The sequence below is a fragment of the Streptomyces sp. BE303 genome (assembly GCF_036290945.1).
Taxonomy (GTDB): domain Bacteria; phylum Actinomycetota; class Actinomycetes; order Streptomycetales; family Streptomycetaceae; genus Kitasatospora.
Genome location: NZ_JAQYWZ010000593.1, coordinates 36,690 through 60,611, shown reverse-complemented (window position 1 = coordinate 60,611; position 23,922 = coordinate 36,690). Strand labels below are relative to the sequence as shown.

25 protein-coding genes are annotated in these 23,922 nt (G+C 72.2%); 15 read left to right on the top strand and 10 right to left on the bottom strand.

The features are described from left to right. Positions 1 to 37 precede the first annotated feature (37 nt). Positions 38 to 493: a MarR family winged helix-turn-helix transcriptional regulator gene (locus tag PUR56_RS13250; protein WP_329879786.1), complete on the top strand. Its 456-nt coding sequence runs from the start codon at positions 38 to 40 to the stop codon at positions 491 to 493. A 3-nt stretch (positions 494 to 496) separates the two neighbouring features. On the opposite strand, the gene PUR56_RS13245 is transcribed toward PUR56_RS13250, so the two are convergent. Next, positions 497 to 1,558 carry an LLM class flavin-dependent oxidoreductase gene (locus PUR56_RS13245; RefSeq protein ID WP_329879785.1) on the bottom strand — a complete coding sequence of 354 codons (1,062 nt, stop codon included), beginning with the start codon at positions 1,556 to 1,558 and terminating at the stop codon, positions 497 to 499. 209 nt (positions 1,559 to 1,767) lie between these two features. On the opposite strand from PUR56_RS13245, the gene PUR56_RS13240 reads away from it, so the two are divergent. The 5 genes from PUR56_RS13240 to PUR56_RS13220 all read left to right on the top strand — a co-directional run bounded on the left by PUR56_RS13240 (position 1,768) and on the right by PUR56_RS13220 (position 4,768). Beyond that, positions 1,768 to 2,178: a VOC family protein gene (locus tag PUR56_RS13240; RefSeq protein WP_329879784.1), complete on the top strand. Its 411-nt coding sequence runs from the start codon at positions 1,768 to 1,770 to the stop codon at positions 2,176 to 2,178. Positions 2,179 to 2,469: 291 nt separating this feature from the next. Then, positions 2,470 to 3,009 (top strand): helix-turn-helix transcriptional regulator, encoded by a 540-nt coding sequence (locus PUR56_RS13235; RefSeq protein WP_329949049.1) that lies wholly within the window; start codon positions 2,470 to 2,472, stop codon positions 3,007 to 3,009. After that, entirely contained in the window at positions 3,009 to 3,674 is a 666-nt protein-coding gene (locus PUR56_RS13230) for a glyoxalase (RefSeq protein ID WP_443034489.1), read from the top strand. The genes PUR56_RS13235 and PUR56_RS13230 overlap by 1 nt, the downstream gene beginning before the upstream one ends. Before the next feature lie 107 nt (positions 3,675 to 3,781). After that, positions 3,782 to 4,201, top strand: coding sequence for a VOC family protein (locus PUR56_RS13225; RefSeq protein WP_329879781.1), 420 nt, complete (start codon positions 3,782 to 3,784; stop codon positions 4,199 to 4,201). A 132-nt stretch (positions 4,202 to 4,333) separates the two neighbouring features. Continuing rightward, positions 4,334 to 4,768: a YdeI/OmpD-associated family protein gene (locus PUR56_RS13220; RefSeq protein WP_329949047.1), complete on the top strand. Its 435-nt coding sequence runs from the start codon at positions 4,334 to 4,336 to the stop codon at positions 4,766 to 4,768. Between the two features lie 45 nt (positions 4,769 to 4,813). Here PUR56_RS13220 and PUR56_RS13215 read toward each other — a convergent pair whose 3' ends face one another. Beyond that, positions 4,814 to 5,671: an alpha/beta fold hydrolase gene (locus tag PUR56_RS13215; protein ID WP_329949046.1), complete on the bottom strand. Its 858-nt coding sequence runs from the start codon at positions 5,669 to 5,671 to the stop codon at positions 4,814 to 4,816. A 100-nt stretch (positions 5,672 to 5,771) separates the two neighbouring features. Here PUR56_RS13215 and PUR56_RS13210 point away from each other — a divergent pair, with 100 nt between their 5' ends. Beyond that, complete coding sequence (locus PUR56_RS13210) at positions 5,772 to 6,182, top strand: winged helix-turn-helix transcriptional regulator (RefSeq protein WP_329949045.1); 411 nt, start codon at positions 5,772 to 5,774, stop codon at positions 6,180 to 6,182. A gap of 443 nt (positions 6,183 to 6,625) precedes the next feature. Here PUR56_RS13210 and PUR56_RS13205 read toward each other — a convergent pair whose 3' ends face one another. Beyond that, complete coding sequence (locus tag PUR56_RS13205; RefSeq protein ID WP_329949044.1) at positions 6,626 to 7,699, bottom strand: peptidase; 1,074 nt, start codon at positions 7,697 to 7,699, stop codon at positions 6,626 to 6,628. A 1,360-nt stretch (positions 7,700 to 9,059) separates the two neighbouring features. Further along, positions 9,060 to 9,935, bottom strand: a complete 876-nt coding sequence (locus PUR56_RS13200) for an alpha/beta fold hydrolase (RefSeq protein WP_329949043.1) — start codon at positions 9,933 to 9,935, stop codon at positions 9,060 to 9,062. Positions 9,936 to 9,982: 47 nt separating this feature from the next. On the opposite strand from PUR56_RS13200, the gene PUR56_RS13195 reads away from it, so the two are divergent. Beyond that, on the top strand, positions 9,983 to 10,585 hold the full coding sequence (locus PUR56_RS13195; RefSeq protein WP_329949042.1) for a TetR/AcrR family transcriptional regulator: 603 nt from the start codon (positions 9,983 to 9,985) through the stop codon (positions 10,583 to 10,585). Between the two features lie 472 nt (positions 10,586 to 11,057). Here the strand turns inward: PUR56_RS13195 and PUR56_RS13190 are convergent, their stop codons facing one another. Continuing rightward, the gene (locus tag PUR56_RS13190) at positions 11,058 to 11,963 is read right to left on the bottom strand and encodes a phosphotransferase family protein (RefSeq protein ID WP_329949041.1); all 906 of its coding nucleotides are present in this window, start codon (positions 11,961 to 11,963) and stop codon (positions 11,058 to 11,060) included. A 289-nt stretch (positions 11,964 to 12,252) separates the two neighbouring features. Between PUR56_RS13190 and PUR56_RS13185 the strand changes: the two genes are divergently transcribed. Beyond that, the gene (locus tag PUR56_RS13185) at positions 12,253 to 13,122 is read left to right on the top strand and encodes a hypothetical protein (protein WP_329949040.1); all 870 of its coding nucleotides are present in this window, start codon (positions 12,253 to 12,255) and stop codon (positions 13,120 to 13,122) included. A 295-nt stretch (positions 13,123 to 13,417) separates the two neighbouring features. Here the strand turns inward: PUR56_RS13185 and PUR56_RS13180 are convergent, their stop codons facing one another. Together PUR56_RS13180 and PUR56_RS13175 are read right to left on the bottom strand one after the other, a co-directional pair. Then, positions 13,418 to 14,395 (bottom strand): hypothetical protein, encoded by a 978-nt coding sequence (locus PUR56_RS13180; protein WP_329949039.1) that lies wholly within the window; start codon positions 14,393 to 14,395, stop codon positions 13,418 to 13,420. Positions 14,396 to 15,042: 647 nt separating this feature from the next. Continuing rightward, on the bottom strand, positions 15,043 to 16,029 hold the full coding sequence (locus tag PUR56_RS13175; protein WP_329949038.1) for an alpha/beta fold hydrolase: 987 nt from the start codon (positions 16,027 to 16,029) through the stop codon (positions 15,043 to 15,045). 186 nt (positions 16,030 to 16,215) lie between these two features. On the opposite strand from PUR56_RS13175, the gene PUR56_RS13170 reads away from it, so the two are divergent. Then, on the top strand, positions 16,216 to 16,833 hold the full coding sequence (locus PUR56_RS13170) for a helix-turn-helix domain-containing protein (RefSeq protein WP_329949037.1): 618 nt from the start codon (positions 16,216 to 16,218) through the stop codon (positions 16,831 to 16,833). On the opposite strand, the gene PUR56_RS13165 is transcribed toward PUR56_RS13170, so the two are convergent. After that, complete coding sequence (locus PUR56_RS13165; RefSeq protein ID WP_329949036.1) at positions 16,834 to 17,760, bottom strand: LysR family transcriptional regulator; 927 nt, start codon at positions 17,758 to 17,760, stop codon at positions 16,834 to 16,836. It abuts the gene before it with no gap. Between the two features lie 115 nt (positions 17,761 to 17,875). Here PUR56_RS13165 and PUR56_RS13160 point away from each other — a divergent pair, with 115 nt between their 5' ends. The 5 genes from PUR56_RS13160 to PUR56_RS13140 all read left to right on the top strand — a co-directional run bounded on the left by PUR56_RS13160 (position 17,876) and on the right by PUR56_RS13140 (position 21,522). Continuing rightward, a complete protein-coding gene (locus tag PUR56_RS13160) occupies positions 17,876 to 18,688 on the top strand; it encodes an inositol monophosphatase family protein (RefSeq protein ID WP_329949035.1) in 813 nt (270 codons plus the stop codon). A gap of 49 nt (positions 18,689 to 18,737) precedes the next feature. After that, positions 18,738 to 19,382 (top strand): NADPH-dependent F420 reductase, encoded by a 645-nt coding sequence (locus PUR56_RS13155; protein ID WP_329879769.1) that lies wholly within the window; start codon positions 18,738 to 18,740, stop codon positions 19,380 to 19,382. A gap of 199 nt (positions 19,383 to 19,581) precedes the next feature. Continuing rightward, on the top strand, positions 19,582 to 20,229 hold the full coding sequence (locus PUR56_RS13150; RefSeq protein WP_329949034.1) for a dihydrofolate reductase family protein: 648 nt from the start codon (positions 19,582 to 19,584) through the stop codon (positions 20,227 to 20,229). A gap of 4 nt (positions 20,230 to 20,233) precedes the next feature. After that, positions 20,234 to 21,118: an alpha/beta fold hydrolase gene (locus PUR56_RS13145; protein WP_329949033.1), complete on the top strand. Its 885-nt coding sequence runs from the start codon at positions 20,234 to 20,236 to the stop codon at positions 21,116 to 21,118. 242 nt (positions 21,119 to 21,360) lie between these two features. Next, entirely contained in the window at positions 21,361 to 21,522 is a 162-nt protein-coding gene (locus PUR56_RS13140; RefSeq protein WP_329879766.1) for a hypothetical protein, read from the top strand. A 279-nt stretch (positions 21,523 to 21,801) separates the two neighbouring features. Here PUR56_RS13140 and PUR56_RS13135 read toward each other — a convergent pair whose 3' ends face one another. Both PUR56_RS13135 and PUR56_RS13130 read right to left on the bottom strand, forming a co-directional pair. Next, a complete protein-coding gene (locus PUR56_RS13135; protein ID WP_329879765.1) occupies positions 21,802 to 22,128 on the bottom strand; it encodes a YkvA family protein in 327 nt (108 codons plus the stop codon). A 204-nt stretch (positions 22,129 to 22,332) separates the two neighbouring features. Continuing rightward, positions 22,333 to 23,673, bottom strand: a complete 1,341-nt coding sequence (locus tag PUR56_RS13130; RefSeq protein ID WP_329949032.1) for a transcriptional regulator — start codon at positions 23,671 to 23,673, stop codon at positions 22,333 to 22,335. Between the last annotated feature and the right edge of the window lie 249 nt (positions 23,674 to 23,922).

Below are 23,922 nucleotides of genomic sequence, written 5' to 3'. Positions count from 1 at the left end.
GACGGAGCAGCGCGGTGGCTCGGTACAGTGTGGAGCCATGCGGCAGCGAGAGCGCGAACGTGCACTGTGGGACGCCTTCTTCCACATGGACGTCGAACTGTGGCAGGTGCTGACCCGCAGGCTCCAGCAGGACACCGGGCTGTCCGAGCCGGACTGGCAGGTTCTGGACGCGCTGGGCAACACCGAGGGCCACACCCTGCGCGCGTTCGAACTGGCGAGGACGCTGATGTTCGGCAAGAGCCGGCTCCACCAGCACGTCGGACGCATGGAGCAGCGCGGTCTGGTGGAGCGGGAGCCGGTGCCCGGTGACGCCCGCGCCACGGCGGTGTCCCTCACCCCGCAGGGCCTGTCGGTGTTCCGCCGGGCGCAGGCGTACCGCGCCCGGCACATCCGGGAGGAGCTGATCGGCGCTCTCACCGCGGACGAGGTGGAGCGGCTCATCGCGATCTCCGAGAAGATCCGCGCCCATGTGCGCCGGGACGCGTCGGACTGAGGATCACTCCCAGACGGTGGTGGGGATCTCGGCCCGCAGGACGGGGGCGACCTCGGCGAAGAACCGTTCGAGGTAGCCGCGGGTGACCGCCAGGTCCGTCGTGTAGGTCGAGAAGAACCCTTCCACTCCGACGCCGAACACCTGGTTGCCGAACTTCCGGTGCAGGCCGAGGAGCTTCTCGGTGATCTGCTCGGCGGTACCGACGAGCGCGGATCCGTTCTCGATGAAGTCCTCCAGGGACTCGAACGGGAAGCGGGCGCGATCGCGGTAGTGCTCGGCCACCGAGGCCTCGAACATCGGCCGCGCGATCGCCAGGGCGTCCTGCGAGCGGTCGGTGATGATGGGGGAATGCACGCCCACGCCGACCAGCGCGGTGTCGGGATCGTGGCCGTGGAAGGCGAGCCGCTCGCGGTAGTGGGCGACCAGGTCGAGGTAGTGGTCGACGCGGTCCGTGCCGTTGGCCGAGTACAGCGGGTCCCCCCAGCGCGCCGCCAGTTCGGTGGAACGCTTGTTGGTGGCCGAACCGTGCCAGACCCGGGGCGCCGGCTGCTGGAGCGGCCGGGGTTCGAGGGACGCCTCGGTCAGCTTCGGACGGTAGCGGCCCTCCCAGGTGACCTTCTCCTCCCGCCACAGCCGCCGGAGCAGCTCGTACCCCTCCTCCAGCCGGTCCCACAGGTCGGCCGGGTCGATGCCGAAGACGCTCGGCGCGACCGGGTCGCCGCCCTTGCCGATGACCAGGTCGAGCCGTCCTCCGCTGAGGTGGTCGAGCGTGGCGTAGTCCTCGGCGGAGCGGACGGGGTCGGTGAGCGACAGCACCGCGACCGCGGTGACCAGGCGGATCCGGGTCGTCCGGGCGGCGATGTTCGAGAGGATCACCGCAGGTGACGCCGACAGCAGGTCCGGATTGTGCCGCTCGCCGACCCCGAACGCGTCGTACCCCACCCGCTCGGCCCACAGTGCGAGATCGATCAGCTCCGTGAACCGCTCCGTCCGGCTGAGCGGCGGGCTTCCCAGTCCCCTGCTCTTCTTGGGAACCAACGTACTGGCCAGGAATTTCACGAGCACACCCCTCCCCTTGGGTTCACATGTGAACTCTGGAGGAGGCGGTCTCCCCCCGTCAAGACGGCAACTGAACGAGGCCGACACCGACCACCGTGCCGATCGCGATGATCAGCATCGTGACCCGCCGACTCACCGGCGACACCATCCCGACTGTCCGGATCGATCAGGAATGGAGAAGCGCGTTTCACGGAGCCACCTCTAGCCTGCTCACCATGGACATCACCATTCACACGACCTCCCTTCCGCACGACGACCCGGACGCGTCGCTCGCCTTCTACCGCGACGTCCTCGGCTTCGAGGTCCGCAGCGATGTCGGGCAGGGCAGGATGCGCTGGATCACGGTCGGCCCGCCCGGCCAGCCGGGCACGTCGATCCTTCTGGCGCCGCCCGCCGCCGATCCCGGCATCACCGAGGACGAGCGCCGCACGATCACCGAGATGATGGCCAAGGGCACCTACGGCTGGATCCTGCTGGCCACCCCGGACCTCAACGCCACGTTCGAGAAGGTGCAGGCCGGTGATACCGAGGTCGTCCAGGAGCCGACCGAGCAGCCGTACGGCATCCGCGACTGCGCGATCCGCGACCCCGCGGGCAACCTGGTCCGCATCCAGGAGCTGCGCTGACCCGTGCGGGCACCGGTGCGGCCGTGCGGGCCGACACCGCGACCACCCGTGCGGAACGCGGCGGCGCACCGGAGCGGACGTGGGTGCCGTGTCGGTCGCCCACCAGGACCGCGTCCGGGACCTCGGTGAACCGGCCGTGAGCCCGGACTCCGCCCCGCCGCTGTCGGGCAGTCGCCCGACCGGCGGACCGGTCCACACCGTCGAGCGTCCGGGTGCCCACCGAGGCGGGCACCCGGACGCTCGACGACCTCGATGGAGATGGAAGAGATGCAAGACAAAGGGGAGGCTCCCATGTGCAACGCCGAATGGCGGCGTGCTCGCGTTCAGGCGCAGCGTCTGGCCGATCTCGCGCGGCTGCGCCGCGTCCGCGACCGGATCGACAGGGAATACGCGCAGCCGCTGAACGTGGAGGCGCTCGCCCGCGATGTGAACATGTCCGCCGGGCACCTGAGCCGGCAGTTCCGGGCCGCCTACGGCGAGGCGCCGTACGCGTACCTGATGACGCGTCGCATCGAGCGGGCGGCGGCGCTGCTGCGGCGGGGTGACCTCAGCGTCACCGAGGTCTGCTTCGAGGTCGGCTGTGCGTCGCTGGGGACGTTCACCACCCGCTTCACCGAGCTGGTCGGCATGCCGCCCGGGGCCTTCCGCCGCCAGGCGGCAGAAGCGGCGGATGCGGCGGAAACGACGGCCGACCGTGCCGATGCCGCGGGTTCGGCCCCCGATGCGGGGTCGGCGATCAACGTGGAGGGGATGCCAGCGTGCGTGGCGAAGCAGGTCTCAAGACCGGTCAGGAATCGAGAAGCCCCGACCGCCCCACAGCCCCTAGCGTGATGGTCATGGCAACCACCGCTTCCACCGCAGCCCACACGTCCCTCGCGTCCGTCACCCTTGAGGTGGCCGACCCCGAGGCCGCCCGCCGCTTCTACAGCGCCTTCGGCGTGGACACGTACATCCACCTGCGGGCGTCCGAGACGCACTCCACCGGGTTCCGCGGCTTCACCCTGGCGCTCACCGTGTCCGGGCCGGCCACCGTCGACAGCTTCTTCGGCGCCGCCGTGGACGCCGGCGCCACGGTCCTGAAGCCCGCCGCGAAGTCGCTGTGGGGCTACAGCGGCGTCGTCCGGGCCCCGGACGGGACGATCTGGAAGATCGCGACCTCGGCGAAGAAGGACACCGGCCCCGCCACCCGCGAGGTCGACGCGGTCGTCCTGCTGATCGGCGTCGAGGACGTGAAGGCCACCAAGCAGCTCTACACCGGCCGGGGCCTGACCGTGGCCAAGAGCTTCGGCGGCAAGTACGCCGAGTTCGCCCCCGGTCAGTCCAGCCCCGTCACGCTGGCGCTGTACAAGCGCCGCGCCCTTGCCAAGGACCTCGGCGTCCCCGTCGACGGCACCGGCTCGCACCGCATCGTCCTCGGCAGCACCGCCGACGCCTTCACCGACCCGGACGGGTTCGCCTGGGAGGCCATCGCGTCGCTCGCCCCCACGCCGTCCTGAACCCCGGCCCTGTCCTACCGATCGACCGGCGAACACCCGCCGGTGTGACAACCGGGCACCGGCCCGGACGTCCGGCACGTACACATCCACAGTGCAAGGAGCAAGACATGAAGGCGCACGTCAGCTCGATCCTCCTCGGTGTCCGCGACATGGACCGGGCCAAGCAGTTCTACACCGAGGGGCTCGGCTGGAAGATCAAGGACGACTACGGCATCTCGGTGTTCTTCGACTCGGACGGCGCCTCGCCGGTCGGCTTCTACGGTCGCGAGGGTCTGGCCGGGCAGGTGGGCACGGACCCGGAAGGCAGCGGCTTCAGCGGGCTGGTTCTGACCTACGTCGTCCGCAGTGAGGCACGGGTCGACGAGATCATGGCGGAGGCCCAGAAGGCCGGTGCCACGATCCTCAAGCCCGCCGGCGCTCTGCCGTGGGGCGGGTACGGCGGCACCTTCGCCGACCCGGAGGGCTACATCTGGAGCCTCGGCTACAGCGCCCCGGGCCCGGGGGCCGACCAGCCCTACGCCGAGTAACCACGGTCTCCTGGCCTCACAGCCGTCACCGGGACACGGCGACGGTCCCGGTACGGGACGTGGGAGCGGCTGGATCGGAGCCGGGCGGGCGCCGGATCCACGGTGAGCCTGCAGAACGACAGGAGAAGGATCATGAAGTTTCGGGCCCACGTCGAACCACCCGAGCCCATGCGGGGCCTGGAGGTTCCGCCCGAGGTGGTGGCAGCGCTCGGCGGCGGCGCGCGGCCGCCAGTGACGATCACGGTCAACGGGCATTCCTGGAAGAGCCGGGTCGCCATCATGCGCGGCCGCCACCTGCTCGGCCTCAGCAACGCCAACCGGCAAGCCGCGGATGTCGCGATCGGCGAGGAGGTCGAGGTCGAGCTGGAACTCGACACCGAGCCGCGCGTCGTCGTCGAGCCCCCGGACTTCGTCCGGGCCCTGGACGGCGACCCGGTCGCCCGCGCGACGTACGACAACCTTTCCCAGAGCCGCAAGCACGAGCATGTGCGCGCCGTCGAGAGCGCGAGGAAGCCCGAGACGCGCCGGCGGCGCATCGAGAAGGCCATCGCCACCCTGCGGGACTGACCCCCGAGCGCAGCGACTCCGGCGGCACTGCCATCGCCGATCCGGTCACTTCGGCAGATCGGCGGACAGGAAGGGAGCAAGGAGCGCGAACAACGCGTCGGGGCGGTCGAGGGGGATGATGTGGCCGCAGTCCTGGAGGTGGTGTCCGACCAGGTCATCGGCGATGGGGCGGAGTTGGCGTTCGAGCCCGGTGCCGACGGGGTGAGAGCCGACGGCCATGGTGGGCATGGTCAGCCGAGCCGTCGCGGCGGCGTCCTGGATCTGCTGCGCGCTGGTGGGCAGGGCCCGGTAGTAGGAGAACGCGCAGCGGAGGGCCTCGCTCCCGGTGTACGCGTGAACGAAGGCCGCACGGATGTCGTCGGGTACTCCTCGTCCGAGCGTCCCCGAGTCGAGGAACCAGTCGATGTACGGGGCCTCGTTGCCGGCCAGGACGGTCTCGGCGAGGCCGGGGACGGCGTGGAAGCCGAACCACCACGGGGGGCCGCCCGCGACGACGTGTTCGGCTCCGGGCAGGCGGCCGAGCAGTGCCTCCATCACGACCAGGCGCCGGACGAGGCCGGGCCGGCGCAGCGCGAGCAGGACGGCGGGGGCGGTGCCCGCGTCGATGCCGACCACCGCTGCCGAGGGCTCGCCGAGTGCGTCGAGCAGCCCTTCGGCGTCGGCGGCCAGGGTGCCTGCGTCGTAACCCTCGACGGCACGTGCACTGGCGCCGAAGCCTCGCAGGTCCGGGGCGATGACCCGGTGCCGTCCGGCCAGTCGGCCCATGATGCCGCTCCAGAGCTGCCAGGTGTGCGGGAAGCCGTGCAGCAGGAGGACCGCGGGTCCGTCCCCGGCGATTGCGACGTTGAGTTGAACGCCGTTCGTCGCGATGCGGCGCAGGTGGTGTGCGGTGGTGACGGGCATGACGGCTCCTCCGACTGGTTACCATTGGTGACCACAGAACGATAGGTAACTGTCCGGCTGCTTCCTAGACGGCACTTTCAGGGAAGGTGGTGAGCCACAGGTGACCACCCCAGGAGCCGGGGCCGCCGGTCGTGGGGTACACGGCGATCTGTTCGATCCCCACTGCCCGACGCGGCAGTTGCTGGACCGCATCGGCACGAAGTGGACGTCCATGGCCGTCAAGACGCTCGCCGATGCCGCACCGGACGAGGTGCGCTTCGCAGAGCTGAGACGCCGGATGCCCGGCGTCTCGCAGAAGATGCTGTCCGTGACGCTGCGAAGCCTGACCCGCGACGGGCTGGTGTCGCGTCGGGTCGAACCGACCGTACCGCCGCGGGTCTTCTACCGACTCACCGGACTCGGGCTGTCCCTGGAAGCCGCGCTTGCAGGGCTGCGGACCTGGGCGGAGGAGCACATGGCCGAGATCGACCGCGCCAACCAAGCCGTCGACCAGGAGGTCGACGAGGGGTAGGCAGGCCGGTTCCGCGCCCGGTACCGGTTGGCTCGGGTACTCGGTGCGGCCGGCGTCGCCGCCCTGCCACCACGTAGGAGACGGAGGGGATGTCGCCGGCGCGCGGTGGTTGGTGACGAAGGAGCCGGCGATCGACGTCGTCCCCTGTCAATCCTTCCGTGCCTCCGGGAGAACGGGATCTGCTCCCCTGAATGACACAGATCCTCTGGGGGCCGATGTCCGTCCGGTCGACGTGGCCATCCTCGAAGAGTTGGGGATGGAGGTTTGCCACCTCCTCCCCTTCGATTCTTTCGATCGGGTGCTGATCACTTTCCGGCCGACACACTGTGCGGGTGATAGGGAATTCGTAGCCCGACGACCGCCCCCTCCCCTGCCATCCGTCAAGATCACTTGGCAGAGCAGTGCCGTCTGGCGCCGCCCGTGATCGCCAGGACAACGCCCGGCTAGCACGACAGGACGGGCGACTCCGGCTTCGCACCGGCCGCGCTCAGCCTGGCGAAGCCCTTCAGCCCGGGGGAGAACGCCAGGGTGGCCTGGACGGTGGCCCGCACGGCGGTGGCCTGGTCGAAGCCGGTCGAGTTGTACGGGACGGCGCCGCGCTGCTCCGGAGCAGCGGCGCAGCGCAGCTGGCGCGGCTCCAGCCACTTGAAGGCCCGGTATCCGCCGCTGGAGCCGACGGTGAACAGGGTGTGGGATGCCCGGCCCGTGGTCACGGCGTTGGGCTCGGTGGCGCCGGGGGACACGAAACCGCCGTCCGGGCGCTGCTGGTTGACCAGCCATCCCATGGCGTACCCGGAGGAGCCCGCGCCGTTTCCGGCGTTGAAGCCCTGGATGCCGAGCGCGGTGGCGTCGGGGTCGCCGGTGCAGGTGGTCGGGCCGAAGGCAGCGGGGTAACCGCCGGTCGGGCACTGGCCGGCGCTCAGGAAGCCGCGGGCGCTCTGCGGGATACCCGCCGCAGTGCGCGAGAGGGCGATCAGGGCGAACGACTGGCTGGCGACGTCGCTACGGTCGCCCGACTGGGAGCGGTCGGCGAAGCGGCCGTTCGGGGCCAGCAGCGAGAGGAGCCGGGCGACGAGGTCGACGCCGCCGAAGTTCGTCGGGTCCAGCCCGCGGACCTGGGCGAGCAGCAGCAGCTTCGCGGTGGGGCCCGCGTAGGCCTCGGTGGTGCCGTCGCCGAGGTAGTCGGCGAGGATGTCGGGGCGGGCCAGCCAGGCGGTGGCGCGGGCTCCGGCGTCGTCAGCGGTGGCCGCGGCCGCGAAGGCCAGCACGGCGTCGACGGTGAGGTCCTGGTCGGGGCGGACGGTACCGGCGACGACCCTCTCGAAGTGGTCGCCGTCCACGAGTTGCCGGGCCAGCCAGCCGGCCGAGACCTCGCGCGGCAGGAGGGTGGTGACCAGGGCCGGCGAACCACCACCCGCGGCGGGGACGGCGGTTGCGGGGGCGATAGAGAGCGGCAGAAGGACGGCGGCCAGCGCCGGTGTCGCGAGCAGGCGAACGAGCCGGTGACGCGGGGGCATGGGGTGCCTTTCCGGGCCCGGGCACGGGAGATCCGCCGGGCGAGGCGCGGTCCCGGGAACCCCGGTCCCGCGGACCACGACGGGAGGAGGGGACGACACACCCCGTCGACGGGCCCCGGCCCCGCCGCCGACCGGGGGCCGACAGCCCTACCCAGACGGGCCGGCGCCGGGTACGGGGCGGACGCCCCCGTCGGCGGAATCGTTATGTGACGGTCCATCATGTTCACGTCGGGGCAAGGGGGTCAAGACTCCTCCGTGTCCGGATGAGGCCAGCTCGAAGGGGTTCCTCCGCAGGCGACCGCACGGTGCCGAGCGGCTGGGCGGCTGGGCGGCCACCCACGGCGCACCCCACTGAGCACCGTGCCAAGCGCAGCCGCCCGCTGTCCTCCCCGCGCGGGCGGGGGTCGGGTCGGGCGGCCGGTATCGGCATCTCCCGGACGAGGTTCGAGCAGGTCCTCCCCGCGCGGGACGGGGGGTCAGCCTGTAGCGCGTCTGGTAGACGGCTTCGTGGGCCACGCGCATCTCCGGCCGCTCCGGGGAACTGCGCCCGCAGAGCCCGGCCTGTCTGCTCCGGACTCCGCCGTTCGTCCAGCATCACCCGGACCGTGTCCTTAGCTCCGGAGGGGAGCGACCTCGCGGCCCTCAGCGCTCGCGGAGCCGTGAGTCGGTCCGGGGGCGCAGCGCGGCGAATTCCCCGTCGGCGACTTCGAGATCTACGCCGCTCACCGCGTGAACGTCTCCGCTGCTCGTCGCATAGGTCCGGTGAACTCCGGAAAGACCGACGCTTGCCATTTCTTCTTCCTCGTTGATCCGGTGCAGAGTGGGCCGCCCCGGCGAGGCGGCCCACCGGGTGTGCCCAAGCCCGAGTCAGTGGATATTCCGCGTCAGCACCGAGTCGACGCCGAAAAGAAGCTAGCAGCGCAGGGAGCGCCATGCACTCACTGGCTTCATCACTCCGGCCGATTACTCGGAGTTATCTATTCCGCTTTTACTCCGTCCACTATCGCATGCCGCTTTTGCCTGATTGTTCCTGGAGGATTGCAGGGAACTTCCCTGCACGCCCCGTCGATCTTTGTGGAACTTCGCGACTCGGTGTGGTCGCACAGGCGGACCGACCGGGGAGTGGAGCCACGTGGGGTTGGCCCCCCGTAGCGCCCGTTCGTGCGGGCACTGCGCTCCCCGGACCGCGTCGAGGCCGCGAGGCGGCCGGCTCTCGTCGTTCAGCTGATGCAGGGGGTCGGCTGATCGATGGTTCCGTTCGCAAGGGACGAGCGGTACACGGATGTTGTACGCGCCGCCGCGTCCGCCCCGGGGAGGGGCGCGCTCGCGGCCACCCGGAAGAACGGCGCACCTGAGGGCACTACGCCCCGACGGTCCGCAGGACGCGGTCGGCCACCAGTTCCGGCCGGTCGGTCGGCAGGGCGTGGCCGGCGCCCGGCACGATCTCGACCCGGACCGAGGGCGCGACCCGGCCCAGGCGGTCGGCGACGGCGCGCGAGTCGTGCAGCGCGCTGCGCGCCCCGAGCAGGACCAGCGCCGGGACCCGGACGCGGCCCAACTCCTCGTCGGAGAAGACCGGAGGCACCGGGAGCGCGCGGCGGAAACCGGTCGAAGCGCGCATCAGGCGCATCAGCTCGCCCTCCAGGATCGCGCTGTTGCCGACCAGCCGGGCCAGGCCGGGGCGGAGCGGACGCGGCGCGGTGGCAGCGAGGGCGCCGACGATCAGCCAGCCGTAGAACCGAGGCCCGAACCCGGCGAAGCCCGCGGGGTCGACCAGGGTGAGCGAAGCGGTGCGGCCGGGACGGTGGATCTGGTGGCTGAGCGCGAGCCAGCCGCCGTAGGAGCAGCCGACGAGGTGGGCGGCCGGGATGCCCAGGGCGGCCAGGAGTTCGTCCAGCCAGGCGGCACCGTCGCGGCCGTCGGCCATCGGCGCGGTCTGCACGCTCGCGCCCGGTTCGCCGACGGTGTCGACGGCGAGGACCGGACGGCGCCGGGCCAGGACCTCGACGTACCGGTGCCACATCAGAGCGTTCCCGCCGGAGCCGGGCAGCAGCACGATCGGGTCCTCGTCGGGACCGTCGCTCGGTGGTCCCGTTCGGTAGACGCGGGTGGTCCCGAAGGTGGTCGGCACGTCGAGCGCGGTCCGCGCTCCGGGCCACAGTTCCGCCAAGGCCCGCTCGTAGGCGGTCCGGTATCGCGCCCCGGCCTGGTCGTTCTTGAACCGACTGATTCGCATGGTACAGGTGTATCACGGCATGATACGGATGTACCAGGGAGGTGTGGATGAAGGTCGACCACGAGGAACGCCGCCGACAGATCGCGGAGGCGCTGCTCCGGATCGCCGACACTCAGGGCCTGCAGTCGGCCAGCATGCGGGCGGTGGCGACCGAGGCGGGCGTCTCCCTACGGCTCGTGCAGTACTACTTCGAGACCAAACAGGGGCTACTCCTGGACGCACTGACCAGGATCGCCGCCCAACTCCAGGCCCGGATGGAGCGGTGGATCGCCGAGACGGCGGGCTCCCCGCCCACGCCTCGCGGCGTCGTGACCGCGATCCTGTCGAGCATCCTGCCGACCGACCCGGAGAGTCGCCGGATCACCCGGACCTACGCCGCCTACTACACCCTGGTCCTCAACGACCCCGAGGTGATGGAGAAGCACGGCGCCCGGCAGCCCGAGGTGCTGGAGGGCTTCCTCGCGAAGCAGCTCCGCGCGGCCCAGGAGGCCGGGGAGATCGCCCTCGGCCGGGATCCCGGGATCGCCGCCGCCGGGCTGCTCGCCATGGTCAACGGCCTGGGCTCCAGCGTTCTGGGCGGCCAGCGCACGGGCGACGAAGCGCTGGCGATCCTGGCCCGCCACCTGGAGGAGCTGTTCCTGACGCCATGAGGGCGGCGGCGGGGCCGGGTGCGGCACCCTCGCGGTGACCCGGCACCGTCCATGCGCGAAGTCCTCTGTTCGGGTGTGGTGTTGACGGCGCCGGGCGCTCCGAACCGGCTGCGGGCCGGCGGTAGGCTCGGGCAGTTCTGGACGGCCGCCCGGGCAGCGGGGCCGGGACACCCGCCCGTTACCCGCAGGTAGGTGATGACGGATCGTCGGTTCACTGTGAGGCTCCCGGCGAGGGTCCGGCAGCCGGGCCCCGCGCGCCGTCTGTCACCCGCCCGGAAGAGGGACAGGTGCCGGTGATCCGGAGGTCAGTGATGAGGATGGCCCGGGAGCGGAGCGGATCACGGTAGCTGTCGATGGACGAGAGGGTGAGGGCGCGAACCTGCCCATCCCTGCGTTCACATGACCAGCGGGTCGCCCGGCTGCGCAAGTTCGAGCGCCTCCGCAGGCGCTACGAGCGCGGGCGGCGGCCGTGTCAGCCGGGCGGGAGCAGGAACTCGCGCAGGGAACGCCGCACCTTGTCCAGGGACTCCTTGAGTTCCTCGGGGTCGTCGTGGCGCAAGGACCAGGTGACGCCCCGCAGTTCACGTCGGACTCCGGCGAGCCTGGTCTCTTCGTGCAAGACCTCGAAGTCACAGGCGTTCCGGGCCGCGTAGGCACGCACCGCCTCCTCGGCGAAGTCGCGGCCCAGGTACCAGACACCGCACAGATCGACCGCCCGCGGGCCGACCCTCGCCTCGTCCCAGTCCAGGGCACCGGACAGCCTCCCGGAGGTGTGCAGGAGGTTGCCGGGCCAGACATCACCGTGGATCGGCACGACCTCGGCACCGGCGAACCACCGCCGATAGGCGGTGGCCCATCGTTCGAACACCTGCCGCTCGCGACCGGCCAGCAGGTCCGCGGTGGCTGCCGCCGTCGCGGCGTCAAGGACGTCGACCGCCCGTCCGGCGCCGTCCGCTCGGAGGATGTCCAGGACCGGTTCGTCGCCGCAGTTGTGCAGCGCCGAGAGGAAAGCGGCCAGGTCACCGGTGAACGCTTCACGATCCGCGCGAGCGACGTCATCGTCCACGACAGCGCCTGGCAGCTTCCTGAGAAGCACGGCGCCGAACGGCAGCCGCGGCCCGGCCGGAAGCACTCCGAGCACCTCGGGGACGGCCAGCGGCAGGAGCGGCAGTCGCCGCAGGACCTCGGCAGTGCGCTGGCTTCTGTCCTTGGCTCCGGGAGTGCGCGGCACCCTGATGAGGACGTCGGCGCCGGCCCGGAGCACCACGTTCGAGAAGCCCCAGCCCACGATTTCGACGGGATCCCCGCTCCACGGGAACGGCAGGTCCTGCAGGTTTGATGCGACGGCTTCGAGCGTCGCGTCAGGGTCGAGGAGCATGAGCAGTCCTTGGTTGTTGAACGGTGCCGGTGTAGGCCGACGCAGGTCCGGCGGCGACGCCCACCCTGATGGTGCCGCTGATTTGGACACTACTGGTCGTTCCAGATTGCTGTCCGGAGCCGCCGTAGGCGGATCATGCTGCAGGGCCACTCGCGCGCCAACCGCACCCGCCCCGGCTCCGAGCACCACCTGCCCGTGGCGCACGCGCTGCGTCGCCACGACGCGGCAGACATCAGGGCATCGCCACGCATTTCTTACCAACTGGCTCGCCAGTAGCTACATTTGACTCATGACCCTGCGAAGCCCGGACCCGTTGGCGGGAGTGGTGTCGACGACGGCATCGGGTGAGCGGCTGGTGTTCGTGCCGAGGAGGATCCAGGAGCTGGGCCTCGCGCTCGGCGGCGGCGTCATGGTCCCGTTGTGGATCGCGGCCCCCATCCTGCTGCCGGTCCTACTGGTCGCAGCGCTCACCGGTTCCGGACTCCTCTGGGCCATCCTCTGGGCCGGCCTGGGGCTCGCGGTCGTGGCCGTGATCGCGCTCGCCACGGCCATGGTGTTCGTGTCGGCGGCCACGATGGTGCGGTGGATCGAGTTCCGCCCCCAGGGGGACGCGGCCCGCGTCGTGATCGCGCGTCTCCTTCGCTCCTCGACCGTTTCCGCAGCCGGCCTCCAGCGCGTCGTCGTCATCGAGCGGCTCAGGCTGGGGCGACGAAAGTCGATTGCCGTGGTCCTGCACACCCGCGAAGGGGCGGCAGTGAAGTGCGAACCGGCGTTCCGGGCCCCGCTGTGCGAGGTCCGCACGGAGGCACTGATCGACTGGCTGACCGCCCGACTCGGTCCGACCTCCGTGGCGGTGGAGCATCGGACGGAGGTCGACCGGGAATTCCTGTACCCCGACGAATGGTGGACGGGATCGGACCTGGCCGCCCTGTGGCACGTGCCTGTCAGCGCGGTCGACGAACTGGCCACCCGGCACGGCGTCCGCAGCCGCCGGTACACGCCCCGGGCCGGCGCGATGTACTCCGCGCCCGAGGCGGTGACGGTCTACCACCCCGGTCGGGCCCACGAAGTCGCCGGGGCACTCCGCGCGGAACGCGAGACCGGCCCGGAGACGAACGGGACTCCGCACCCGCCGGACCAGCCGCCCGACCACCGCTGAACACCGCTGAACACCGCTGACTTCCGCACGGCGAGTGGGTCTCCGAACCGGACAACGTCCAGGCGCTGACGCCCCCCGGCCGTCCTGGCTGTACGGGTGGTTCGCTCTCGGCACCGCGCCCCTCCAGCAGGTCGGCGACGACCTCGTCCACCGTCGTCGGCAGCGCGCCGCTCTCCCCCGTCACGGCGACGGTCCCCGTCTCGACTGCCGTGACCTGCTGACCGTACGGACTCTCCGACGGAGCCGGAGGGCGGCGACGGGCGCCGACCGGGGTGGCGCCCGTCGCCGCTGCGGGTCAGTCGAGCATGGGCCGGAGGTGCATCCCGGTGTAGAGGAGGAGCACGGCGATGCCGGACGCGAAGAGCAGGTCCGTCGCGTGGGCCGGGTCCGCAGTGCCGGCCAGCGAGGGGAGTGAGGCCAACAGGACCCCGCCCACCACCACCGCGTGTACTGTCTGGGCCACCGGCCGCCGGGCAAGGTCCTGGAGCCCGTCCTCCTCCGTGGCGAAGCCGATGGTGACCACGAACGACAGGACGAGCACGACGGCCAGGGCCAGTGCTGGAGCGTCGGCGCTTGTCAGACCCCAGTCGTGGTCGAGGTAGCGCGACATGTCGGTGGCGTAGTGCACGCGCCCGCCCAACTCCGGTGCGGAGGGCGCCCAGAGCACCTCGACCTTGGTGTCGGGCTCCGGTTCCTCGGGGGTGTACGCGCCCTCGGCCCGGACGGTGCCGCCGCCGGGCAGGGCCAGCGTCAGCTTCGAGAAGTAGCCGACCACGTCGCCGTCGCTGACGTTCTCGCTGATGCCGTCCGCCTGGATCACCGTCGCGGTGGAGACCGAGGCTCCGGCGCGGACCACCGAGCGGACGGTCTCGGACTCGTACGCCTGGGCGAACCCGGCCAGCGCGGCGCAGGCCACGGGAAGCAGCAGCCAGACCGCCACCTGCCGGGAGTACACCCACCCCTTGCTGTCGAAGTCGAACGGCTCGCGTGACGAGAACCGGGAGCTGAACCGCCTGCGCGGCGCGTCCTTGACCAGGGAGACGGACCGGCGGCGGGTCGCCGCCCGTGACAGCCACCCGTGGTTGTCGTCCGACCACCAGAGCCAGAGTGCGGCGACCCTGAGCCAGAGCAGTCCGAAGGCGATCCAGGCGGCCGTCGTCAACCCGCCCACCGGCAGGGCGACTCCCCCGGGCAGCCCGGCGGTCCAGAGGACCACCGTGGCCATCGCGGCGTACGAGAGCGCGGACAGTATTCGAACAAGCCAGGTCAACACGACGTCTCTCCCCCGGATGATCAACAGTCGGGGCGAGTATCCCAGCCACCCCGGACGAGGGGGTAAGGGGGTCGTGGCCGAGGGGTCGCCTGTATCAGCGGTCCGACTGCCGGGCGGGACGGCCCCTACTCCGGCACCGTTCCAGCAGCTCAGCGGCCGTCGGACACCGGAGCAGGCCCTCTGTGGTCAGGATGGTCCCACCACTCCCCCCGGCAACGGTCCATGGGGCGGCGGTGGTAGGACCGGCGGCACCGAGAACTCATCGCCCAGCACGCCATCTCCGGTCGCAGGCTCCGTACCGGCGCCGTCGACGATGCCGGTCGGTTGCCCGGCCGGGCTGCGCGGGCCGAGCCGGGACCCGCTGTCGAGGTACGGGCGGTACACACGCTCAGGCCGGTGCGGGCGTTGCCTCCTCGGCCGCGCAGCTGACGTGCTCCCAGGCAGCCCAGCTGTCCGTCCGCTGCGTTGAGTTCACCGTCCGAGTCGGATCGACAGAGCAGCGGGGAGCGAGCACTCGCCGGGACCGGTGCGAGGGCGGCCTCCGGGCGGCTCGTCGGTGGCTTGCCCGGGGCCCGACGAGCCGCTCCGGGCGTCACGCAGGAGCGCGTCACGGCCACGCCCGGGCGGGCCTCGGCGCGGTCGGCGGTTCAGCCCGTCAGGGTGGCGAGCCAGTCGGTCAGCAGACGGTTGACCTCCTCGGGGCGTTCCTGCTGGACCCAGTGGCCGCAGCCGTCCAGGAGGTGGGAGGCCGTCAGGCCGGGGAGGGTGGTGGGGAAGGCGGCGATCGCGTCGGACATCCAGGCGGTGGAGGCGTCCAGGGCGCCGCCGATGAACAGGGACGGCCGGGTGACCGGGGCTCCGCGGTGGGGGGCGAGGTCCTCCCAGTCGCGGTCCATGGCGCGGTAGCGGTTGAGGGCGCCGGTCAGGCCGGTGCGCTCGAACTCCCCGGCGTAGACGTCGAGGTCGTCCTCGGTCAGCCAGGCCGGCAGGGCGCCGGCGGGGAAGCGGTCGCGCAGCCGGCCGCCGCGGGCGACGAAGTGCGGGTCGGGCTCGCCCCGGGCGGGCATGGTGTCGGCGGACAGGGCCGCGTAGAAGCCTGCGAGCCAGCCCCGGACATCGAGCTCGATCTCCGCCTCGGCGCGGCCGGGCTCCTGGAAGTAGGAGACGTAGAACTCCTGCCCGGGGCCGCCGATCCGGTCGAACACCTCGGTGGGGCGGGGCCCGCCGGGCGGCGCGTAGGGGACGCTCAGCAGGCCGACCGCGCGGAACACCTCGGGGTGGAGCAGGGCGGAGGCGGCGGCGATGCTGGAGCCCCAGTCGTGGCCGACGACCACCGCGTCCTCCTCCCCGAGGGCCCGCACGACGGCCACGTTGTCCTCCACGAGGTCGAGCATCCGGTAGGCGTCGGTCGCCGCAGGCTTGGAGGAGCGGCCGTAGCCGCGTACGTCGATCGCCACCGCCCGGTAGCCGGCTGCGGCGAGGGCCGGTAGCTGGCGGCGCCAGGAGTACCAGGACTCGGGGAAGCCGTGCACGAGCAGGACCAACGGGCCGGTGCCCTGCTCGACCAGGTGCAGGCGCCCGGCCGGGGCCTCGACGATGCGGTGGCTCGGGGCGGCGGACGGCTCGGACTGCATGGGGAGTTCTCCTCGGTTCGCCGGTGATCGCGGGTCGTCGCGGGTGATCGCGGGTGGTCGCGGGTGGTCGCGGGTACCCGTCGAGCATGCGGCGCGGCGACCGCCCGAGGCGATCGGCGTTGCCGTTCTGGCAAACTCGCAGGACAGGGAGACGGTCGCCAGGTTCGTTCGGGAGGTGCAGCGGCGGTGGCAGATGACGACGTGGCCGGGACACTGGCGACGATGGGGCCCCGCCTGCGGGCCGTGCGCGAGCGCCGCGGCGCCACGCTCACCGGAGTCAGCTGTGCGACCGGCATCTCGCCGAGCACGCTGTCGCGGATCGAGACCGGCCGGCGCAAGCCCACCCTGGAGGTGGTACTGCTGCTGGCGAAGGAGTACGGCGTCTCCCTGGACGAGCTGGCCGGCACCGCCCCTGCCCCTGCCCCTGCGGCCGAACGCCGAGCCTCGGTGCCGCTGAGTCTCGGCGACGACAAGGCAGTCCTGCCGCTGACCCGCTACGTCGGCGGACTGCACGCCCACAAGCACGTCCTGCCCTCCGTCGACGGCCGGCCGGTGCGACCACGACAGGTCTCCCACGACGGCTACGAGTGGCTGTGCGTCCTGTACGGGCGGCTGTGGCTCGCGCTCGGCGAACAGGACCTCGTCCTGACCGCCGGGGACGTCGCCGAGTTCGACACCCGCACCCCCCACGGGGTCGCGAACGCGGGCTCGGGCGGGCCGGTCGAGTACCTGATCATGTTCGGGCCCCAGGGCGAACGCCTGCGACCGCGCACCCCGCCCGCCACCGGCCGCGGGGCCCGGTAGTCAGCGGGGCTGTCGAGGGACGGTCGGCGGCGCAAACGACGCCCGGACGGTTTCGGTGGCCAGGTCCCGCAGCCAGGTGTGGGCGCGGTCGTCGTCGTAGCGCTGGTGCCACAGCAGGTACAGGGGAACCTCGGGCAGCGGGAGTGGCGGCGGCAGCGTGACCAGGCCGAGCCCCTCCCGGGCTGCGCGGGTGATCGCGTCGGGGAGGGTGACGACCAGGTCGGTGTCGAGGGCGAGCTGCAGCGCGAACGCGGCGGTGGGCCCGGCGGCGACGACGCGTCGTCCGAGGCCGCGGGCCGTCAGGGCGTCGTCGATCGGGTCGCGCAGGCTACCGCGTCGCGAAACGGTGAGGTGTTCGGCTGCCGCGTAGCGCTCGACGTCCAGCGGCCCCTCGCTGAGGGGGTGGCCCGGGCGGACGGCGACCACCAGCCGGTCGGTGCCGACGAGGCGGTGCCGGATGTCGGGGAGCGTCGGAGCGCCGGAGCTCGATTCGAGGTCGACCTCGCCCCGGCGCAGCTCGGCGTCGTCCGTCCCGGGTTCGGCCGACAGGCGCAGCCGGACGCCGGGGGCCCGGCGGCGGACGGCGGTGAGCAGAGCGGTGCCGCAGGCGGCGGTCAGGGCGTCGTGCCAGCGCACGGTGAACACCCGGTCCAGCGCTGCCAGGTCGAGTTCCTGCTGCGCGGAGAGGAGGTGGTGGGCCTGCTGTACGAGGGCGTGGACCTGGGCGCGCATGGCCAGCGCGCGGGTGGTGGGAACCATGCTGCGGCCGGTGCGGACCAGGATCTGGTCGCCGGTGGCCTTGCGGATGCGGCCCAGGGAGCGGCTCATCGCCGGTGCGGTGACGTGGAGTCGGGCTGCGGCGCCGGCGACACTGCCCTCTTCCAGCAGTGCGTCAAGAGCGGTGAGCAGGTTCAGATCCAATTGCATGTCAGTAATTCTACAAGTGAATGGCATGCACTTGTTGTTAATGACTGGGAGCCATACCTTCGAAGTGCAGGCGCGAGACCGACCGCCCGCACACATCGAACCCGGGGAGCCCGCCATGAGCACCGCCATGCCTTTCGCCGCCGACACGACGCTCCTGCCCGAGGTGACCGCCGCGGTGAGGACCGCAGGCCTCACCCTGCGCGGGCGCCACACCCCGCACGCCCGGGGTGTGAGCCTGGACGAGGTCGTCGCCGAGATCCACGCCAACGACGACGCGGTGCTGGACGTGCTGCGGGAGCCGCTGCTGCGGGCCCGGCCCGGATCGCAGTGGGCGGAGGACGAGCTGGCCGGCGGCGCGCTCCCGCCCGGGGAGTGGTGGGTCGTCGACCCCGCCGAGGGCAACATCAACCACGTCCACGGCATGGACGACTGGTCCGTGACCGCCACCCTGGTCCGCGACAACCGGCCGGTGCTCACCGTCGTCCACCTGCCGCTGACCGGCGACACCTACACCGCCGTGGCCGGCGGGGGTGCGCACCTCGACGGCCGGCCGCTGCAGGTGTCCGCCAAGACCGACCTGGGCGCCGCGCTCGTCGGCACCGGCCAGGCCAGGCCCGGCGAGGACGAGCGCACCTTCCGGCGGATCGGCGACTCGGTCTCCGCCATGCTCGTCAACGGTCTGGTCGTGCGCGTGTCCGTTCCCGCCACCATGCAGCTCATCCACGTCGCGGCCGGACGCACGGACGCCTTCTGGCAGTTCTCCGACGTCCGCTCCGGGCTGGTCGCCGGTGCCCTGCTGGTCGCCGAGGCCGGAGGCACCGTCACCGACCTGGCGGGCGAGCCCTGGACCACGGGCAGCCGCGACTTCCTGGCCTCCGCCCCCGGTATCCACACCGCCGCCCTCGACGTCCTGTCCCCGATCGTCTGACCGGACACCCTCCGCCCCGCCCGCCTCACACCACAAGGAGCATCACCTCATGACCAGCATCGGCATCCTGGGCGCCGGCCGCGTCGGCGCCAACCTCGCCGGCAGGCTCTCCGCAGCCGGACACCGTGTCACCCTCGGGGTCCGGAACCCGGGAGAGGCCGCGGCCCTTGCCACCGGCAGCGCCCCGCGGACGGCCTTCGCCGACCAGCGCACCGCCGCCCGCACCGCGGACATCGTGATCAACGCGACGCCCGGCCACACCTCGCTGGACCGCTTGGCCGGCCTGCGCACCGAGCTCGCCGGAAAGCTCCTCGTCGATGTCTCCAACGCCACCCGCGACGCGGATGACGGCCTGCCCGGCGACCTGTGCTACCCCGGCAGCAGCCTCGCCGAGCAACTCCAGGCCGCGCTCCCCGACACCCGCGTGGTGAAGACCCTCAACACCATGCTGTTCATGGTCATGACCGCTCCCGAGAGCCTGGCCACCCCACCGACCGCCTATCTCTCGGGCGATGACGAGAACGCGAAGAGGACCGTCACCGGCCTGCTCGGCGACCTGGGCTGGCAGCCCGCATGGATCGAGGACCTCGGCGGCATCGCCACGGCCCGCGCCACCGAGGCCATGATCCTCGTGGTTCCCCACGTCCTGCGCCGACACGGCTTCAAGCCGTTCGCCGTCTCCCTGGCCCGCTGACCCGTCGGGGCCGGTTTCGGAGCAACGCCGGGAGCGGGCCCGTGCGAGGCGGCCGGGAGTGCGATCCGGGCACGGACGGCGGTGCGCCGGATGAGGCGGTCGGCGGGTACGAAAGCCCGGTACCGGCGCGGCGATGAGTTTTCCGGCTCCGACAGGTCTACATCTCGACCGGGACGACCAACTCATCGGGAGTACGGATATGGGCCTCATCCACATCGAGCTGTTCACGACCCTCGACCTCGTCGGGCAGGCACCCGGCGGCCCCGACGAGGACCCCGAGGGGTTCCCGTTCGGCGGCTGGCAGGCACCCCTGCTCGACGAGGTCACCGGAGCGCAGATCCTGGCCGCGTACGAGGGCACGGACGCCCTGCTGCTCGGCCGGCGGACGTACGACATCTTCGCCGCCCACTGGCCGCACCAGGAGGGCGGCGAGATCGCCGAGCTGTTCAACAGCGTCCCGAAGTACGTGGCCTCCCGCGGCAGGCCCGACCTCCCGTGGGCCGGGTCCACGCAGCTCGGCCCGGACCTGGCGGGCGCGGTGCGCGAGGTCCGTGACCGGCACGAGCACGTGAAGGTCGTCGGGAGCCTGGACCTGGTGCAGAGCCTCCTGCGCGAGAAGCTCTTCGACCGCCTCGACCTCTGGGTGCACCCGATCGTGCTCGGCGTCGGCAAGAAGGTGTTCGACGGCGGCGCGGTCCCCACGAACGTCACGCTCCTCGAACCCCCGGTGGCCGGCCCGCAGGGCACCGTGTACCTGCGCTACGGGCTCGCCGACGGCACACCCGCGACGGGCGACATGAGCAGGCCCGACCGCGGTCTCGGGCACGACGACGACAACGGCCGGTGATCCGATGACCACCCTCGACACCGACGAGGTCGCCCTGGGCATCGAGTCGTTCGGTGACCACGACGCACCGCTCGTTCTGCTCGCGGGAGGGCCCACGATGCTCTCCTGGCCCGACTCGCTCTGCGAGCGCCTCGCCGCCGGCGGGCACCGGGTGGTGCGCTACGACCTGCGTGACAGCGGGGAGTCCACGACGACGGATCCGCCGGCACCCGCCTACACCCTGCGCGACCTCGCCGCCGACGCCGCGGCCCTCGCTCACGCGCTCGGCGGTGCGCCCGCGCACCTCGGAGGGATCGGCGTCGGTGGGATGGTCGCCCAGGTGGCCGCGCTCGACCGTCCGGACGCTTTCCGCGCGCTCACCCTGGCCAACACCCGCGCGGTCGCCCCCGGCCCGCCCGACGACGACCTCCCCGACCACGACCGGGCGACGATGAGCCGGCTGTTCGCGCGTCCGATGCCCGACTGGACCGACCGCGAGGCGGTTGCGGAGTTCGCCGCCACCGGCGCGGCTATCCTCGGCGACGACCCCGACGGCGCGCGCGCCGTCGCCGCGCGCATCTGGGACCGCACGCCCGGCACCGCGCCCCCCGTCCAGATGGCCAACCAGATGGGCCTGGTCTTCTCCAAGCTGGACTGCACACCCCGCTGGCGCGAGCGCCTGCCCGGGATCGAGGTCCCCACGCTCGTCGTCCACGGCCGCCGCAACCGGTTCTTCCCGGTCGGCAACGGCGAGGCGATCGCGCGCGAGATCCCCGGTGCACGACTGCTCGTCCTCGACGAGGCCGCCACCGCGGTCCCCGACTCGGCCGCCGACGAGGTCGCCGGGGCGATGCTCACGCTCGGGCAGAGGACGGCGGGTGCCCCACGGGTCCGGCCTCCGGGCGCGTGACGGGCTGTGGCTCCGAAGGGCGGAACGGCGCAGGGCGGAACGGCGCAGCACCGGCGCGACGCCGCGCGAGCCTGGGAACCGACCAGCCACTTGGCATTCGATCAGAAGGCAAATTCCTGAACGGATCGTTAAATGCAAGGCCCTGGACCGACTTTGGGTGTAGAGTCTGAAGCACAGAGGGTGGCCCGAAGGGGCGGCGTCAGGGTGATGCCGCCGGATCACCCGTCGACAGGGGGAGCATCATGACCTACCACATCGACGTGGCGCGGGCGACGATAGACGACCGTCTGCGGGAGGCCGAGAAGCACCGCCTCGTGCGCGCGCTCCGCCTCAAGAGCCGCGCCGAGCGCAGCGCCCGACGCGCGCACCGGGCCCTGACGAGTCTGGCCGGCCCGACCGTATGAGCGCACCACCCCAGATGGGCCGTCACCACGACACCGGTGACGGCCCATCTGCCTTTCTGCAGCGGGAGCCCTCCGCGAACCGGCCCGGTGCCGCCGTGCGGCAATGCGCTCGGCTCGGGTGTCGGCGCCGTGGCGCCGGTCGGGAGTGAGCAGGTGGGCGGTCGCCATGTCGCCGAGCTCGTCGGCGTAGCGGCTACCGTCTGAGCGCGTCCCGCGGGGCGCTTCTCGTCTCGCGCCCGGCCGGACGGAAGGGTCGTTCCCAGGTGCGGCCCCGCGGGGTCACTGCTTCAGCCGCGGGACTTCCGTGCCACCCACGCCCGGGCCTGCCGAGCCGACGCCGGCCCGCAGCCCGGCCTTGCCCAGCGAGCGCAGGGCCACGAGCAGGAAGCCGATGTCGTCCAACAGGATGGGGTCGGGAAGCAGGTCCACGGGGCTGACCAGATAGGCGATGGACGCCCAGAACAGGACCTTCTTCGACATCGGGATCCCTGATGCCCCCAACAGCTTCCGGGCCCGGACCAGCTTCACCACCAGAACGCCCGCGACCACGAGGGTGGCCAGGACCACCCCGGCCCCGACCACCCAGAACACACCGTTTCCGTCCATCCCGGCCACCTCTCGCTCGAACCGCCTCCAGGAACCTGCTCCGTGCCCGCCAGACCATGCGCACCAGCCCAACAGCATCAAGCTTCGCATCCACGACCGGGGCGGGATCCGCGGCTGGGCGGCCGGGGTGGTCCCACGGCCCGCAGCGCCGGAACGCGGGCATGACCGCGGGCCCGTCGAGTCAACGGAAATCGCGTTCCGCTGTCACCCCTGGAACGAGCTCGGCTCCCAGGCCCGTCCGTCGGCCGGGTAGACGTACAGCGGCCGGCCCTTCACCGCGCTGGTGCGAAACGGTGTGCCGTGGCCGAGGTCGACGGGGAGCGTCCCCTTTCGGTCACCGCTCGACCACTCCAGTTCCAGGTACCAGCTCACGTCGTGGGAGTCGGTCACGGCGGTGACCTCGATGGCCTCCGGGTCGCCCTCGCTCACCTTGACCGGCAGGCCCTTGCTGCCCGCGGCCAGGACCGGCCGCGGGCGGGCCGCGTCCAGATCGAGGTCGTAGGAGTGGACGCCGACCCCACCGCCGCAGCCCTCGGCCATGGAATAGGCGTTCCAGGCGAGGGGACCCGCGATCCGGGTGACCCGGACGTTGAGGCCCGACAGGACCACGGTCTCCCTACCGGTGCCCTGCACGATGAGCTCGATCGACTGGTGGCGGCCGGCAACCGCGCCGATCCCGGAGGCCCAGCCCGCCACGTCCGGCACCGCGGGCGGTCGAGGGACCTCGGACGGCGGGCGGTCCACCAGGTACTGATCGCACGAGCTGTTCCACCCGGACGGCCGGACCGAGACCGTGATCGGAGCGCTCGTGTCCGTCCCGCCGGTCGGCCCCGGCGAGCCCGAGCCCGCACCGGTGGAGGCGGCGGCCGAGACGGAAGCGGGGGTGGAGGCGAGAGCCGGAGAGGGTGGCGAGTCGGGGGTGCCCGGAGCCGGGGATCCGGCGGCCGACCCGCCGTTCGGGGCCCGACCGGGACCGGTGTCACCGCCCGCGGCCGACTTCAGCCCCATGGCGACGGCGCCGGTGGTGGCCAGCACCGCGGTGACCGCCACCGCGGCCAGGACCGCACGGTGGCGGACAGGCCACCGCCGCGGCGCCGCCCCGGGGGCAGGGTCCGGTTCGGCGCGGGCGACGAGGACCCGCCCTGCCTCGACGCCGCCTCCCCCGTCCGGCGCCGCCTCCGCCTCCGCCCCGGCCTCGGGCTCCGTCCCTGCCTCCGTCGGGTCCGTCGGGTCCGCCGGACCCGTCTGACCTGCCGGTCCGGGGACGGGTGATGTCCTGCTTCCCCGCGCCGAGTGGACGACGGCCCACAGTCGGTACAGCTCGACGCGTTCTTCCGGCGTCGCCCTGCACAGCCTCGCAAGGTGGTCCAGCGGGGCGAACTCCGTCGGCACCACGTCTCCCCTGCAGTAGCGGTGCAGCGTCGAGGTGCTCAGATGCAGCCTCTTCGCCAGCGCGCCGTAGCTGAGCCCCGACCGGCTCTTCAGCTCCCCGAGCAGCCGCGCGATCTCGTCCCGCTCCCCCAACTCCCCGAACCCCTCTGGCACCGTTCCTCCGCCTCGCTCTTGCATCCAGCAGTGATCGCGCCCCGCCGTCTCCGGCCGCCACCGGCGGTCGGGCGCGGCGCTGTCGCGTCCTCCCGCGGCCGGACCGACGTGAAGCGATCTCCGGGACAGAAGCACGCCGCTGACGCTCCCGTGGTTCCCGCCGCCGGCCACGCCGTTCCCCGGTCGCACGGACGCGTCCCAGGAAGGTTACGTCTTCCCAGGTCAAAGCAGGTAACGGCGTCCCAGCGT